Below are 14,158 nucleotides of genomic sequence, written 5' to 3'. Positions count from 1 at the left end.
TCCTCTATTTATATGCTGAATCCTGATTTTCTAATACGCTAAGCAGAAAAAGGAAAATACACCAGACAGATTAAGTGAGAAAAAGTAAACAGCTGCTTGGTTTTGTTAAAGATCGATTAGATCAAACCTAATATTCAGAGTTAACTTTTTGCTTGAAAATAAAAGATTTTTGATGCGGTTACAGTCTTAATGGTAGACAATCTATATGCAGAGTCATTCTTATCAAAGGTTTAGGCTACCTTTCTCGTTATTCTCATTTTTTATTAAAATGGACGGAAATCCGCCAGGCTATAGCGTTTCAAGAAAGGGTAATGATCAGTTGGAAAGAGTGCCGGGAAGATGGAATGACCTGATTGTCTCGGAATACAATTCTAACTAATACTTTGCTCGTGATCACTGGGATAAATTTGTTATTACGAGGCCTCAACTTTATTTATGATAATCAAAACATATGAAAAAACTTAAACCCAGACAGCGCAAAATTATTATGAATTCTAAAATTTTGAAATAATAAAGAAATATAGTAATTGTTGGGTTTTACTACTTTTAGTTTTTGTGCTGAAACATAGTGAAATTTACTGATGCTATTTCAGCAGTTTAATGCGCGCAGAAAGCCTGATTAAAGTATTCAAACAGTTCAGGGGTTTGCAACCATAGTGCAATCGACAATGTGAGTAAAAGCAGGATTGCCACAGCAATCGAGATTTTGAGTTTCAGCAGAGAATCAGTCATGGACAATTTGCTCCTCATTAACCCAGAAATGTACCAGTACGCCAAATATGCTTAATACAATTGATAGCATCCATACTGCATTGTAATTGCCTGCTATATCATGGTTAACACCACCAAGCCATCCACCAAAGAATGAGCCAACCTGATGGGTGAAAAATACAATACCACTCAGCATGGTCAGATACTTAACCCCGAACATATTGGCGACAATACCGTTGGTCAGTGGTACGGTAGACAACCATAATAAACCCATGATGACACCAAAGGCATAAACTGTCCATGTGCTGAGTGGCAGCAGTAAAAATGCAATAATAGCAATGCCGCGTAGGCCATATAAACCCATCAATAAGTGCGGTTTAGAGTATTTCCCACCAAGCCAGCCAGCGGTATAGGTGCCGACCACATTAAACAAACCGACCAGAGCCAGGAAAATTGTTCCAGTAGTGGCATTAAACCCGTGATCAATCAGATAGCCAGGCAGATGAATTCCGATAAAGACTACCTGGAACCCGCAGACAAAGAAGCCCAGTGCCAGAAACCAGAAAGGTTTATGGTTTTTAACCACCACTAGAATCTGTTTAAAACTGAGTGATGCTTTATTGGGTGTAGGAATGGCATTAGCAGCAACATACATCGGTGCTTTCAGCATCCAGGCGAGGGGTACAATCAGTGCGATTAAAATGGCACTGACCATCAGTGCGGCTGACCATCCGACATTCTGTAACAGCAGCAGGGTCGAGGGCAGCATGATAAACTGACCAAAAGATCCGGCTGCACTGGCAATGCCCATGGCTAGACTGCGTTTTTCTGGTGGTGCTGCACGTCCGACTGCAGACAATAACACCGGAAAAGAAGTTGCAGATAGCGCTAGACCCAGAATCAGACCCACACTCAGATTTAACAGTAAGCCGGTTGAGCTGACTGCCATCAAGAGTAGACCGATTGCATATAAGGCTCCGCCTACAGCCACCACAATTTTGCTACCATATTTATCGGCAAATGCCCCGGTAATCGGTTGTACTGCACCCCAGATCAGGTTTTGCATGGCAATAGCCAAGCTAAAAACATTATGACCCCAGCCAAACTCTTCGCTCATCGGCACCAGATATAGGCCAAATGCATGACGGACACCTAAAGACAATGCCAGAATCACTGCTGAACCAATAAGCATATAAATAAGTGGCTTGGAAAACTGGCTGTGGGTCATAAGAAATCTGTACGATGAGTATCGCAATCTATGTTAGTCGATTCGACTTGTTGTCGCGATAGAATAATAATTACTTAAAAGATAAATTTTTTTTATAGATTCAATGTTTATGGAGAATAGATAGGTCCAGAGTAGAATCTGGAGATTGGGCAGAGTCTTGGCTGATTTGGTGAATTCCGAACTTAAAAAAGCAGAGCTAAGCTCTGCTTTTAAAATTGAACTGTCTTAGAATCGCATACCAATACCTGCATAAGCTAGGATCGGATTAATTTCTACATCGGCTTTAGAGTTGATTAAGGTTTGCCCGGTATTTTCATTGATTACAGTAATCTTAGATTCGTTTTGCAAATGGGCATAAGACACTGAGCCAACTGCAAACCATTTCTCATTGAAATCATAAGTAAAGCCGGCAGTCACCACAGGAGCAAAAGCATCGGTAGCTTCGAGATCCACTTTCATTCTGCCATTACTGTCCTTCATTTCAAGAGAAGCACCAGCATTCTGATTAATAATATTCTGGATCATATGACCTGCAGCAACCAGATCAGCTTCAATGCCTTTATCCATTTCAAGTTCATTGAAGTAGGCATACATTAACCCTACTCCTACATAGGGGCGGAATTTATTTACTCCTGTCTTACCAAAATGATATTGGAATTCAAAAGCAGGCGTCCATGCACGAGCTTCAGCGGCTTTGCTAGACTGCGCCAAGTCTGTAATTCTAATATCATTGGCAAGATTTAAATTGCCTGCAATTCCACCCAAAGGCGTTGCCACAGCAGCAAATGGGGCATAAATTGTACCTTTACCTTTGATATCTACTTTGGGGGGAATACCAGCCTTCATTTCAAATGAAACGTTATCAGTGAAGAAATAATTGGTCATGATGCCAAGCGTAGTGACATCATCTGCTTCAAGACCTGTTCCCGGGTTATCCCATTCTGAAAGACCATATACATAAGAATCTCCAGAAAGGCCACTAGATACTTGCCCCCCAAATGCACCAATGAGTCTGACTAATCCTTCAACAAAACGATTTGGTCTACGGTCGGGATCAAGGTTATCTATGACGGTTTGTGCCTGAATATTTCCAACTTTGGATTGATAGCCTTCATTAATAGCAGTATTTACACGAACGGGCTGTGCTTTACCTTGTGGCATGACATGTAAAGCCCCCACTGAGACTGAAAAACGCTTAAAGCCCTCGGCTTCCATACTGAAATATTTTGAATAGTCGGCCGCCTGAGTGGTGGAAGTAATTCCAATAAGTCCGGTAGCCATACATATAAAAGTTGATTTTTTCATCTTAAAGTTCACTCCATGAAGTTTAAATGACGGATTGTTATAAGCTCAATTTGGATAATTATAGAGTATTTACTCTACTCTAAAATTGCTTAAATTAAGATAAATGGAATACTTGAGACGTTGTTTTTTTAATCAAAAAATGGTAGCAACATTAAATGAAACATCGTTTGATAACACAATAAAAAGACTTGTTTTTACATCTCGCTCTTTTTTTTTGTACAATAGACTGAGTTATTATTGAGTCAAGCTGATGAGCTCCCCAAATACTCCCAAGAAAAAGCCTTTAGTTAATTTGCCGTTTCCATTGAAGCAAGCTGATCAAGGTGCAACAGATGAGATCTTAGAGGATCTTCGTCCCAAGCCACAACGTTATGCTGATCGAACCTGGATGCCACCACGTGGCACCCGTCGTTCAATGGGAAAACGATAAGTTTTCTAATAAAAAAGCCATGGTTTAACCATGGCTTTTTTATTTATTGCTATTTAAATCATTCCACTTACTGAGAAGCTGGCATTCTGCGGTCATTATTTTGATAATGACTTCTTTTCTGATGATACATATCTTGATCGGCACGTTTTAGCATGTCTTCAAGACGCTCATCTGCATAGCTGGTTGCATGTCCGATCGATAGGCTGATTGGCTGATGTGAGTAAAACTGGTTATCAACCACTAAAAGTTCATGCAAACTATTGAGACAATTTTGCAAAGCAGTTTGATCCGCACCAGGTAAAAGGACTACAAATTCATCTCCACCAATTCGAGAGGCAGAATAGGGCGTATGTTGAATAAGTTGATTCAGGATATTACCCACGCGACGTAACTGGTTGTCTCCAGCATCGTGTCCAAGGCAGTCATTTAATTCTTTGAGTCCATTGAGATCCATAAAAATACAGGATACTGGACGTAGTAAATTACGCTCCAGACGGTTTAGTTCCTGCATGTAAAATGAACGGTTACATAGTTGGGTCAAGACATCATGTCTGCCTAAATATTCCAGATAATGTTCAGCTTTTTTACGTGCGGTAATATCTGTCAGGGCAATTTGAACAATACTCCAGTCATGGAGGTAATCAGGGAATACTGTGAATTGAAGCAGGACATGACGGATACTGCCATCCAGTGCATAGTTTACGGCTTCACGCTGATGATGCAGATTACCATTCCAAAGCTCAATAAGTTGTTCTTTAAAGGTCTGTACCATTTCTTTAGCAAAGACTTTATGTACATTCTTTAATAGAGCATCTTTGGTTGAGGCGCCGAACAGATCGAGAGTGGCCTGATTGACATCAATGATTCTAATCTCTCTAATGCATTCATAAATAAAATCATGATGTACATCCAGAAAAGTCTGAAAATCTTCAATTCCTAAATCACGTAAATGATCTAGTTTAATTTTAATATGGCTAAAATCCTCGATCCATAATGAAGCCGGTGAATAAATAAAACGAGCTTCAGCCAGATGGCGATTTTGTTCTTCTAAACGACGAGCTTGTGTATAAGCAGTGATGTCTTCAGTAGTAATCAAGAGTAGGGAGAGATCATGCTCATGTTGTGGCAGGACAATTCCTTTCAGCTGAATATCCAGACGCTGACCAGTCAAGGTATAGTTTACTGCTAAATGGGAAAATTGGGTGTCTCCATTCCATAGAGCGACGAGTTCCTGGATGTGGGATTTGCTCATATCCTCTTTGAACACAAGATCCAAATTTTGACTTAGATGGTTAAAGTCATCTGCCTGATAAAGCTCTAGTGTTTTAGGATTGACCTTAAGCAGTTTAATTTTTTTCGCACATTTTAAAATACGTGATTCGTCTTCTTGCAAAAAAGTGAGTAAATCCTGCACCCCTTGAGCACGCCAGAGATCAAATTGTTTTTTTACTTCACTAAAATCTTCAAGCCACATGGCAATAGGAGATAATTCAAAAATTGGAGAATCCAGCATGTTCATTCAAGCAGCTCAATTTTATTATTTAATTTAATGAGGCAAGTATAAGACCAAAAAAATGATTTTAGAATAATGTGATAATTAAATATTTATCTTGAAATTGAATGCTATTTTTATTAGATCACCTTTTATATTTCACAATAAAAAAGCCAATTCAGGAATTGGCTTTGATTGATACTAAGTCTGAAATTAGAGAAGGCTTCTACGTGCTTTATTTTCAGGCTTTGGTGGCGCAATTTCACGCTTACCATGCCAGACATCTGAAAAATCCTGTTCATTAATATTATACAGTTCAAGCAGTGCCAGAATCACACCACCAAAGACCATAGGACCTTCAGAATTGTTCTGGAAATCGAAAACCTTGCCATTCAAATTATGCAAAATGTCCTGAATCTCAAAAACACGATCACGGCCATTACTATCTGTTGGATACATTTGGGTATTCAGTAAAATTTTAGCCAGGCTTTTTTCACTATCGGTCACTGCAAGCACTTCGATCAGTTCATCGGTGGGGTCAGCAAAAATGATAGAGTCACGGAAAATGGTTTTAAGGAATTTTTCATTCAATTTCGGAAGCGGTTTTTCTACAAACGGGCGAAAAGATTGCGGGAAAATCACATTATGTGAAATCCCCTTAAACATAGGCGCAATTTCTTCTACTTTATAACCTGCAATGCCGCAGCCGACCGAGGTCAGGAAATACTTATTTTTCGGATGATTCTTGGTATAAATTTTAAAGTCATCGATATAATGCTGAATCTGTGACAATGGCATTTGTTGCAAATGCTCATTCATTGTAGGAATAGCATAGCTTTGACCAGACCAGCCACGACCAACCCCTTCTACAGCACCAAAGTGCTCAAGCGCTGTTCTTGCGGCACCGCCTGCATGCAGCCCTGCCATATTGCTGCCAAATACAAATACAGTATTTTCTGGCAAGGATTTGACGATGCTTTCATCATGGTATTGGTAAGTCATGGCTTTTGATTCGATATCCTTATTGGTTTCATGTTGCCTTTGAAATCGCTAGGGGTCAAGGCAAATTGTGTCTATAAGAAAGCAAAAGTCTCAAGAGAAATTAGAACTTTATGTAACTGAATTTTACCTATCTTCATAGAGATGTTTAAAGTGCCACTTGCTTGAGTTCTTAAATATTATTAGCTAATTTTTAAATAAATATTTTTGAAATTTAATAAAATATTCAAAGCGGATAAGATGAGATGGAACTGTTTTGTAATCATTCTATTAAGTTACTTATAGACTTCAATTTTTACCAAATAGACACCTGTTTAGGCATTGAGTAATTCAGATTTAACCCCATAATTAGAACAACAAAATATTGCCAGTGAATTGCCGCAAATTATGTCTGATAAAACCCCTTTCGATTTAGTGACCAGCTATCAACCTGCTGGCGATCAGCCACAAGCCATTGAAAAACTGGTTCAGGGAATTGAACGGGGCTATAAGAATCAGCTATTGCTAGGCGTGACAGGGTCCGGTAAGACCTACACTATGGCCAATGTAATTGCGCGGACGCAACGCCCGACCATTGTCATGGCACATAACAAAACCTTGGCAGCACAGCTCTATGGCGAATTTAAGGCATTCTTCCCGAATAATGCGGTGGAATATTTCGTTAGTTACTATGATTATTATCAGCCTGAAGCCTATGTGCCATCTTCCGATACTTTTATCGAGAAAGATTCAGCAATTAATGATCATATTGACCAGATGCGGTTATCCGCAACACGTGCTTTATTAGAACGCCGTGATGCCATTATTGTTGCTTCAGTTTCTGCAATCTACGGTTTGGGTGATCCGAATGCCTACATGAGCATGTTGCTGCATGTGGTGGAAGGGGATCGTATTGGTCGGGATGACATTATTCGCCGTCTGGTCGAGATGCAATATACTCGTAATGAACTGGAGTTTCTGCGTGGTACCTATCGTATTCGCGGTGAAATTATTGATATTTTCCCTGCCGAATCGGATCAGAATGCGATCCGTATCGAACTGTTTGATGATGAGGTAGATTCGATCCGCTGGTTTGATCCATTGACTGGCAAAATGATCCGCAAAGTACCGCGTGTGACAATTTATCCAAAAAGTCATTATGTTACACCAAAGGATAATCTGACCCGTGCCATTGAAACCATCCGGGAAGAGTTAAAAGAGCGTCTGGTGTTTTTCCGTGAAAATGACAAATTATTGGAAGCACAGCGTATCGAACAGCGTACCCGTTATGATTTAGAAATGATGCAGCAACTGGGCTATACCAATGGCATCGAAAACTATTCACGGCATTTATCTGGCCGTCCCTCAGGTGAAGCACCGCCAACACTGTTTGATTATGTACCTGATGATGCCTTGCTGATTATTGATGAATCACATGTAACAGTTCCACAGATTGGTGCAATGTATAAGGGTGACCGTTCACGTAAGGAAAATCTGGTGAATTATGGTTTCCGTTTGCCGAGCGCACTGGATAACCGTCCAATGAAATTTGAGGAATGGGAACGTATTATTCCAACCACGGTTTATGTCAGTGCAACGCCAGCACGATATGAACTGGAAAAGTCAGAACAGATTGTAGAGCAGGTGGTGCGTCCCACAGGATTGGTCGATCCTGAAATTGAAATCCGTCCAGTGCTGACCCAAGTCGATGATGTATTGTCCGAAATTAATATCCGCAAAGATCTGAATGAACGTGTACTGGTGACGACATTAACCAAACGTATGGCAGAAGACCTGACTTCGTATTTGAAAGAATATGGCGTAAAGGTAGCCTACTTGCATTCAGATATCGATACTGTAGAGCGGGTAAAAATTATTCATGAATTGCGTACCGGTATTTACGATGTGCTGGTCGGGATTAACCTGTTACGTGAAGGTCTGGATATGCCAGAAGTGTCCTTGGTTGCGATTCTGGATGCAGATAAAGAAGGTTTCCTGCGTTCCGAACGTTCCCTGATTCAGACCATTGGTCGTGCTGCACGTAACTTGAAAGGTAAAGCAATTCTTTATGCGGACCGGATTACGGACTCCATGCAAAAAGCAATTGACGAAACGGATCGTCGTCGTACCAAACAAATTCAGTTTAATGAAGAGCATGGTATTGTCCCACGCAGTGCCGTACGTCAGGTGATCAAGGAAATCGATACTGGAGAGGTGCTCGATGATGATCAAATTGATGAACGTATCTCAGATCAGGCTAAAGCTTTAAGTGCGGATGAACGGCATCTGCTGGCAGATCCGAAACTGTTTGCAAAGCATATGACTAAGCTTGAAAAAGAGATGCTGAAAGCTTCTAAAGAACTGCAGTTTGAACAGGCAGCGCGTTTGCGTGATGAAATTCTGCGCTTGAAGGCTCAGATGCTGAGTTAAGCATCTGATCTGCCTATGATTAGTTGTGCAAAACTAATCATAAATCTTACATATCGATACACAATCATTCACACGATGACGTTATTGTTGTTACAGATAAAATTTTACAAAAACATGTGGTTCACTCATCTGTGTGAATGAAAGGATACTTTATGACAACTAAGAATTTTTCTCAGGCAAGTCTAAAAATTGCCAAAATTGCGGTTGGTAGTGCTGTTCTTCTGGGTTTGGGCGCTACGACCATGGCATATGCGCAAAAAGAGTCATTACCGACCGTGGAAAAAGTTGAACTGGACCGTTATTTGGGTACATGGTACGAAGTGGCGCGTAAGCCTTTATATTTTCAGAATAAGTGTGACCGTGATGTCACAGCAACGTATACTTTGAATGAAAATGGCAATATCGTGGTTGATAACCGCTGTATTAAAAAAGATGGTGAACAAACCCAGTCAGTGGGTGAGGCATTTGTGCAGAATCCACCCCAAAATACCAAATTAAAAGTCAGTTTCTTGCCAGACTTTATTCGCTGGATTCCTGTCGGGCGTGGTGATTATTGGGTTTTGAAACTGGATGAAAACTATCAAACCGTTCTGGTCGGTGAGCCTAAACGTAAATATATGTGGATACTCTCACGTGATCCGCAGTTGGATAAAAATGTAGTGAATGAATATTTACAATATGCTCAGTCAGTCGGTTATGACCTGAGTGATGTGATTCATACCAAACAAACTGCACGCTAAACTCAGTTTATCCTCAAACCATGCTTCGGCATGGTTTTTTTATATTTATACAATCAGAAGCTACACATTGAAAATTTATCATTCGATCAAAGAATAGAGACAAGTATTCTTGAAGACATCCCGATATAATGCGCGCAAAGAGATTTTGGGGTAGTGAATGTATAAAGGGATTGCGCTGTCAGTGCTGGCGTCACTGGTTTTTGGTGTGCTTTATATTTTCACGCCTTTTTTGCAGCCACTAGACAGTGAGCAAACCTTTGCATGGCGTATGTTGGCGACCCTCCCATTTCTGACGGCGTTTATGTGGTGGTCAGGTGATCTCAATCATATCAGCAGTATTTTTAAGCGAATTCTACAACAGCCGACGTTTTTGATCTGGTTAATTATCAGCTCTTTACTTTGTACAACCCAACTCTGGTTATTTTTATGGGGGCCGATTAATGGTCGCGGCCTGCAAGTGTCGCTGGGTTATTTCCTGTTGCCTTTGGTGATGGTCCTGGTTGGCTGTGTGCTCTATAAAGAAAAACTGTCTGCCTGGCAGATGGCGGCGGTGGTTTGTGCGGTAATAGGCGTGGGACATGAAATCTGGCGGATTGGTTTTATTGCCTGGGAAACGGTCTATGTAGCTTTGGCTTATCCACTGTATTTTTTCCTGCGCCGTCGCTTTGGTACGGATCACTTGGGTGGATTCTGGTGGGACTTATGTCTGATTCTGCCAGTGGCTTTTTATCTGGGCTTTGTACATAGCGATTCTCTCAAGCTGATGGTCAGTTTCCCTCATCTCATCTTGGCAGTGTTGGGTTTGGGTTTCTTAAGTGCTTTAGGCTTAGGTAGTTATATTCTGGCAAGCCGTTATCTGCCTTTCGTAATTTTTGGTCTGCTGAGCTATCTGGAGCCAGTGTTACTGGCTTTTGCCTCGATGGCACTTGGGGAACGGGTAGAATCTGGAGAATGGCTGACCTATATCCCGATTTGGCTAGCGGTGATGGTGCTGATTGTGGAAGGAATATTGCATTTAAAACAGCAGCAGTTGAAAAAAGATGAACTTGAAAAAAAAGCTGAAAAAATGGAAAAACTCAAAAAAAATAATGAATAATGCTATTTGCATAAGTGTGATATTCGTCAGATAATTTTGACGTAAATGTTATCTAATTCATGTACCATTTTGTTTAAAAGAATGTTCGTTATATTTAAAGGGGATAAACATGTCACAGATTGCGATTCCATATCAGTTACGTGCACGTTTATCCCAACTGGAGCCGAGCCTCGATTTAGAATGGGAGCGGGAGCTTAAAGCCGTTCTGGCAGATATCTCACCTGAGCTCAAGGAAAGTATCGATTTTCAGATTTTAAAGCCAAAAAGAATTCTCTGGGATCAGGAAACCAATCAATACCGTTATCAGGCTCATCATTCGGTAGAAGCTCTAAGCCAAAAATTTCTGAATGACCAGATGCGTTATTATGCCAGCACGTTCGGTCTCTCTTTGAAAAGCCTGCTCGGGTTAAATGACAGCTTGCAAGTTGCAGACTACCTGGAAAACGTACTCGAGCAGATTGATAAAATTGAAGTCAATGAAAACTTCCAGATGCAGCGTGAAAAGCTGGAACTACGTCGTACTTTCTTGTTGAATGCTGCTGAAATTATTCGTGGTCTTCAATTACAGCCGGTTGAGGGCGTACGTAAGCTCACTGAACAGCAGGTTAAATGCTTCATTATTGAAGTGTTTATCAAGCAACAGTTGTTGGGCTACTGGTATAAACCTTTATTAAAAAAACAGACTGCGGAAATGCAACATCCGCTATTCCGTTATTTTCTGATTAAAGAACAGCAAATCCGTCATTTTGATATTGTCCGCACTTCACAGTTTTTATTTATCGTTGCGCCTGTGATGGATGTACAGCAAAACCCGTATTCTATTCGTCGCTTCCTCATAGAAGAAAAAGGTGCATTAGAAGGTCAAGTCTATCTGAATATTCTGGTTCTGGATCTGAAAGAGGATATGAATGAAGAGGTAGTGGAGACCCTGAAATCCCAGCTGCAGCGAATGGTAACCTTGCAAAGCCAGATCCATCTGGACGTCAGGGACATTGTGCATAATCTGGAGCAGGTCTCTGAACTAAAGTTATTGCCTCTGCTGGTCGAACCGGTTCAGGTGGTTGAAAAGAATGCCGATGTTGTGGCGCAACGCCATTTGAAGCAGTTGGAGGAAATTCTGACGCGGGAATTGCTGCTGCCAATGCGGGATGCGATTCGTGATCATTTATCGCATATTGAAGAGTTTGCTTATCTCTATTTGCATGTACATAAAATCTTTACTGAAATTTTAGCCTATTACCGGGACTTCAAAGCTCAGCCAGGATTTATGTTTAATTCCTATATCCAGAATTTCGAATATAAGTTATTGGCATTTATCCGTTTGCTGGAAAAGCGTAAGGGTGAAACCTTTATTCCGATGAACCGGAATGAATGGCAGGTAATGCATCAGCGTTCCCAGCAGCCGATTAAAGATATTCAAACTACGATTGCCGATAATGTGCAGCAATATCGGGATCTGAAAAAATATATCAATACGTTGAACCGTCAGAAAGCCGAATATGAAAAAAAATCCATGCTGAAAAAGCTTTGGCGTAAAGATAATTCAGATGAGGCAATAGAAATAGCACTGAATAAATTGCAGCAGTTAAAACGTAGTATGTTCCTGGAAATTATTCAGGTGCCAAGAACCCATGAAAACAGCAGTGTATTTCTAGAATTTGAAAGTTTGCAAAGTTTTCAGAAAGTTGAGCGTCACTATGCCTTTCCTTGTGGGGATAATGGTCTCACCCGTTTACCTGTACTGATTCATTTGCCAGAAACTTATTATGATTTTGATGTAGAAAACTTTAATGCTTCTATGAGTCTGGATATGAATTTTTCAGCAGGCAGCAGGCTGCAACTGGATCATGAAAATGCAGTTAACTTCGAGATTTAGATTTATGTGAATAAACAACATTTAACAAAAATCTGGTTTAGAGCTTGAAAAATGTTATTTTTCGATTTTTAAATGCAAAATCATCTGACTAATTACAACTATTTTCAAAATTTATAGTGAATATAGGCCTTTTTCCTCAGGACTTTGGCAGCTTTTGATTCAAACTTGCGGCTAATTCCATTACAATTATGGGGTTTTGAAATTTATGCTTAGATTTACAATTAATTAGAGGACGTATCTGTGAGCAAAGACACTATCGTTGCCCTCCATGCAGAGCACCAAGGTCGCTGGAAAAACCGTGAAGAACTCGCGGAGCGTATGATTGCCCTAGTAGGTCAGTTATATCGTGAAAAAAATATTGTAGCTACAGTTTACGGTCGCTCTTTAATTAACCGTTCTGTAATCCAGATCCTTAAAGCGCATCGTCGTACTCGTGTATTGGACGTTGAGCTTTCTGTTGTAGACACTTTCCCAATCCTTGAAGCATTGGCGAAAATTGACAACATCGGTACTGCTGAAATTGATCTAGGCAAACTTGCTGTTGAATTCAAAGCAAAAGGTGGTGATGTTAACGCATTCGTTGCTGACGCTGTGAAATCTCTTGAAGGCAATGCAACTTCAGTTGAAGGTAAGGACGTTGTACTTTACGGTTTTGGTCGTATCGGCCGTATTCTTGCACGTTTGATGATCAGCCAGTCAGGTCTAGGCCGTGGCTTGAACCTGAAAGCAATCGTAGTTCGTAAATCATCTGACGGTGACCTTGAAAAACGTGCGTCTTTATTGCGTCGTGACTCCATCCATGGTCCATTCGCGGGTACGATCTCTGTAGATGAAGAAAACGAAGCAATCATTGCAAACGGTCAGTTCATCAAAGTGATCTATGCATCTAATCCATCTGAAGTGGATTACACTGCATACGGTATCGAAAATGCACTAGTAATCGACAACACGGGTAAATGGCGTGATGCGGAAGGTCTTGCTCAACACCTGAAATGCCCGGGCGCTGCGCGTGTCATTCTGACTGCACCTGGTAAAGGTGAAATGAAGAACGTTGTATATGGCGTAAACCAGGCTGACATCCTTGATGAAGACAAAATCATCTCTGCAGCAAGCTGTACAACGAACGCGATCACGCCAACACTGAAAGTGTTAAACGACAAGTACACAGTGATCAATGGTCATGTTGAAACAGTTCACTCGTTCACGAACGACCAGAACCTGATCGACAATTACCACAAAGCTGATCGTCGTGGCCGTGCTGCTACACTGAACATGGTAATTACTGAAACTGGTGCTGCTAAGGCCGTTGCAAAAGCGCTTCCAGTACTTCAAGGTAAACTGACAGGTAACTCTGTACGTGTACCTACACCAAACGTATCTCTTGCGATTCTTAACCTGACTTTGGGTCAAGAAGTTGATCGTGATGAAGTGAATGAATATATTCGCCAAATCTCTATCAATTCTAACCTTCAAGGTCAAATTGGTTATACCAACTCGACTGAAGTGGTATCTTCTGACTTTATCGGTTCACGTACTGCAGGTGTATTCGACGCGCAAGCGACTATCACTTCAGGCAACCGCTTAACTGCTTATGTTTGGTACGATAACGAAGTAGGTTATAGCTGCCAGGTATTACGTATTGCTGAACAAATGGGCGGCGTAAGCTATCCAAAAGTTCCTGCTGAAACTAATGCATAATTAGTATTGAGCTGAAAAAAGGGCCTCATTTGAGGCTCTTTTTTATTGCATATTTTTTAGGTTTAATTTTTGGATTGAAATGGAATATTAATTTGAATATTACCTTGCTGATGAATTCTTGATCTGATAACTTTCTAAATGAAAGTACATGCTGAAAAGTAAGTTTATAAATTA

The 14,158-nt window shown here is 40.6% G+C and carries 11 protein-coding genes; 6 read left to right on the top strand and 5 right to left on the bottom strand.

Annotated features, from left to right (window positions below; translation table 11 throughout):
• Positions 1-597 precede the first annotated feature (597 nt).
• From FSC11_RS16420 to FSC11_RS09770, 3 genes are all read right to left on the bottom strand, one after another.
• On the bottom strand, positions 598-732 hold the full coding sequence (locus FSC11_RS16420; protein ID WP_004810539.1) for a hypothetical protein: 135 nt from the start codon (positions 730-732) through the stop codon (positions 598-600).
• Positions 725-1,939: an MFS transporter gene (locus tag FSC11_RS09775; RefSeq protein WP_163166628.1), complete on the bottom strand. Its 1,215-nt coding sequence runs from the start codon at positions 1,937-1,939 to the stop codon at positions 725-727. The genes FSC11_RS16420 and FSC11_RS09775 overlap by 8 nt, the downstream gene beginning before the upstream one ends.
• A 225-nt stretch (positions 1,940-2,164) precedes the next feature.
• The gene (locus FSC11_RS09770; protein WP_171521714.1) at positions 2,165-3,244 is read right to left on the bottom strand and encodes an OmpW/AlkL family protein; all 1,080 of its coding nucleotides are present in this window, start codon (positions 3,242-3,244) and stop codon (positions 2,165-2,167) included.
• A 250-nt stretch (positions 3,245-3,494) separates the two neighbouring features.
• On the opposite strand from FSC11_RS09770, the gene FSC11_RS09765 reads away from it, so the two are divergent.
• Complete coding sequence (locus tag FSC11_RS09765) at positions 3,495-3,674, top strand: hypothetical protein (RefSeq protein WP_004810533.1); 180 nt, start codon at positions 3,495-3,497, stop codon at positions 3,672-3,674.
• 67 nt (positions 3,675-3,741) lie between these two features.
• Here the strand turns inward: FSC11_RS09765 and FSC11_RS09760 are convergent, their stop codons facing one another.
• Both FSC11_RS09760 and FSC11_RS09755 read right to left on the bottom strand, forming a co-directional pair.
• Positions 3,742-5,193, bottom strand: coding sequence for a sensor domain-containing diguanylate cyclase (locus tag FSC11_RS09760; protein WP_008304888.1), 1,452 nt, complete (start codon positions 5,191-5,193; stop codon positions 3,742-3,744).
• A 186-nt stretch (positions 5,194-5,379) separates the two neighbouring features.
• Complete coding sequence (locus tag FSC11_RS09755; protein ID WP_004893982.1) at positions 5,380-6,168, bottom strand: A1S_2505 family phage non-structural protein; 789 nt, start codon at positions 6,166-6,168, stop codon at positions 5,380-5,382.
• A 384-nt stretch (positions 6,169-6,552) separates the two neighbouring features.
• On the opposite strand from FSC11_RS09755, the gene uvrB reads away from it, so the two are divergent.
• The 5 genes from uvrB (at position 6,553) to FSC11_RS09730 (ending at position 13,984) form a co-directional block, all read left to right on the top strand.
• The gene (gene uvrB, locus FSC11_RS09750) at positions 6,553-8,574 is read left to right on the top strand and encodes an excinuclease ABC subunit UvrB (RefSeq protein ID WP_163166626.1); all 2,022 of its coding nucleotides are present in this window, start codon (positions 6,553-6,555) and stop codon (positions 8,572-8,574) included.
• Between the two features lie 152 nt (positions 8,575-8,726).
• Positions 8,727-9,314: a lipocalin family protein gene (locus tag FSC11_RS09745; protein ID WP_004893989.1), complete on the top strand. Its 588-nt coding sequence runs from the start codon at positions 8,727-8,729 to the stop codon at positions 9,312-9,314.
• 157 nt (positions 9,315-9,471) lie between these two features.
• Positions 9,472-10,410 carry an EamA family transporter RarD gene (gene rarD / locus FSC11_RS09740; RefSeq protein WP_004893992.1) on the top strand — a complete coding sequence of 313 codons (939 nt, stop codon included), beginning with the start codon at positions 9,472-9,474 and terminating at the stop codon, positions 10,408-10,410.
• A 109-nt stretch (positions 10,411-10,519) separates the two neighbouring features.
• The gene (locus FSC11_RS09735) at positions 10,520-12,286 is read left to right on the top strand and encodes a hypothetical protein (RefSeq protein ID WP_163166624.1); all 1,767 of its coding nucleotides are present in this window, start codon (positions 10,520-10,522) and stop codon (positions 12,284-12,286) included.
• 240 nt (positions 12,287-12,526) lie between these two features.
• Positions 12,527-13,984, top strand: coding sequence for a glyceraldehyde-3-phosphate dehydrogenase (locus FSC11_RS09730; protein WP_163166622.1), 1,458 nt, complete (start codon positions 12,527-12,529; stop codon positions 13,982-13,984).
• The last annotated feature ends 174 nt before the right edge of the window (positions 13,985-14,158 follow it).

Source organism: Acinetobacter schindleri, assembly GCF_010918895.1.
Taxonomy (GTDB): Bacteria; Pseudomonadota; Gammaproteobacteria; order Pseudomonadales; family Moraxellaceae; genus Acinetobacter; species Acinetobacter schindleri.
The sequence above is the reverse complement of the archived record's forward strand: the minus strand, read 5'-3'. Positions and strand labels throughout refer to the sequence as shown.

Coding starts and splice junctions, on each gene's coding strand:
- FSC11_RS16420 (WP_004810539.1), bottom strand. CDS start 732: ATGACTGATTCTCTGCTGAAACTCAAAATCTCGATTGCTGTGGCAATC.
- FSC11_RS09775 (WP_163166628.1), bottom strand. CDS start 1,939: ATGACCCACAGCCAGTTTTCCAAGCCACTTATTTATATGCTTATTGGT.
- FSC11_RS09770 (WP_171521714.1), bottom strand. CDS start 3,244: ATGAAAAAATCAACTTTTATATGTATGGCTACCGGACTTATTGGAATT.
- FSC11_RS09765 (WP_004810533.1), top strand. CDS start 3,495: ATGAGCTCCCCAAATACTCCCAAGAAAAAGCCTTTAGTTAATTTGCCG.
- FSC11_RS09760 (WP_008304888.1), bottom strand. CDS start 5,193: ATGAACATGCTGGATTCTCCAATTTTTGAATTATCTCCTATTGCCATG.
- FSC11_RS09755 (WP_004893982.1), bottom strand. CDS start 6,168: ATGACTTACCAATACCATGATGAAAGCATCGTCAAATCCTTGCCAGAA.
- uvrB (WP_163166626.1), top strand. CDS start 6,553: ATGTCTGATAAAACCCCTTTCGATTTAGTGACCAGCTATCAACCTGCT.
- FSC11_RS09745 (WP_004893989.1), top strand. CDS start 8,727: ATGACAACTAAGAATTTTTCTCAGGCAAGTCTAAAAATTGCCAAAATT.
- rarD (WP_004893992.1), top strand. CDS start 9,472: ATGTATAAAGGGATTGCGCTGTCAGTGCTGGCGTCACTGGTTTTTGGT.
- FSC11_RS09735 (WP_163166624.1), top strand. CDS start 10,520: ATGTCACAGATTGCGATTCCATATCAGTTACGTGCACGTTTATCCCAA.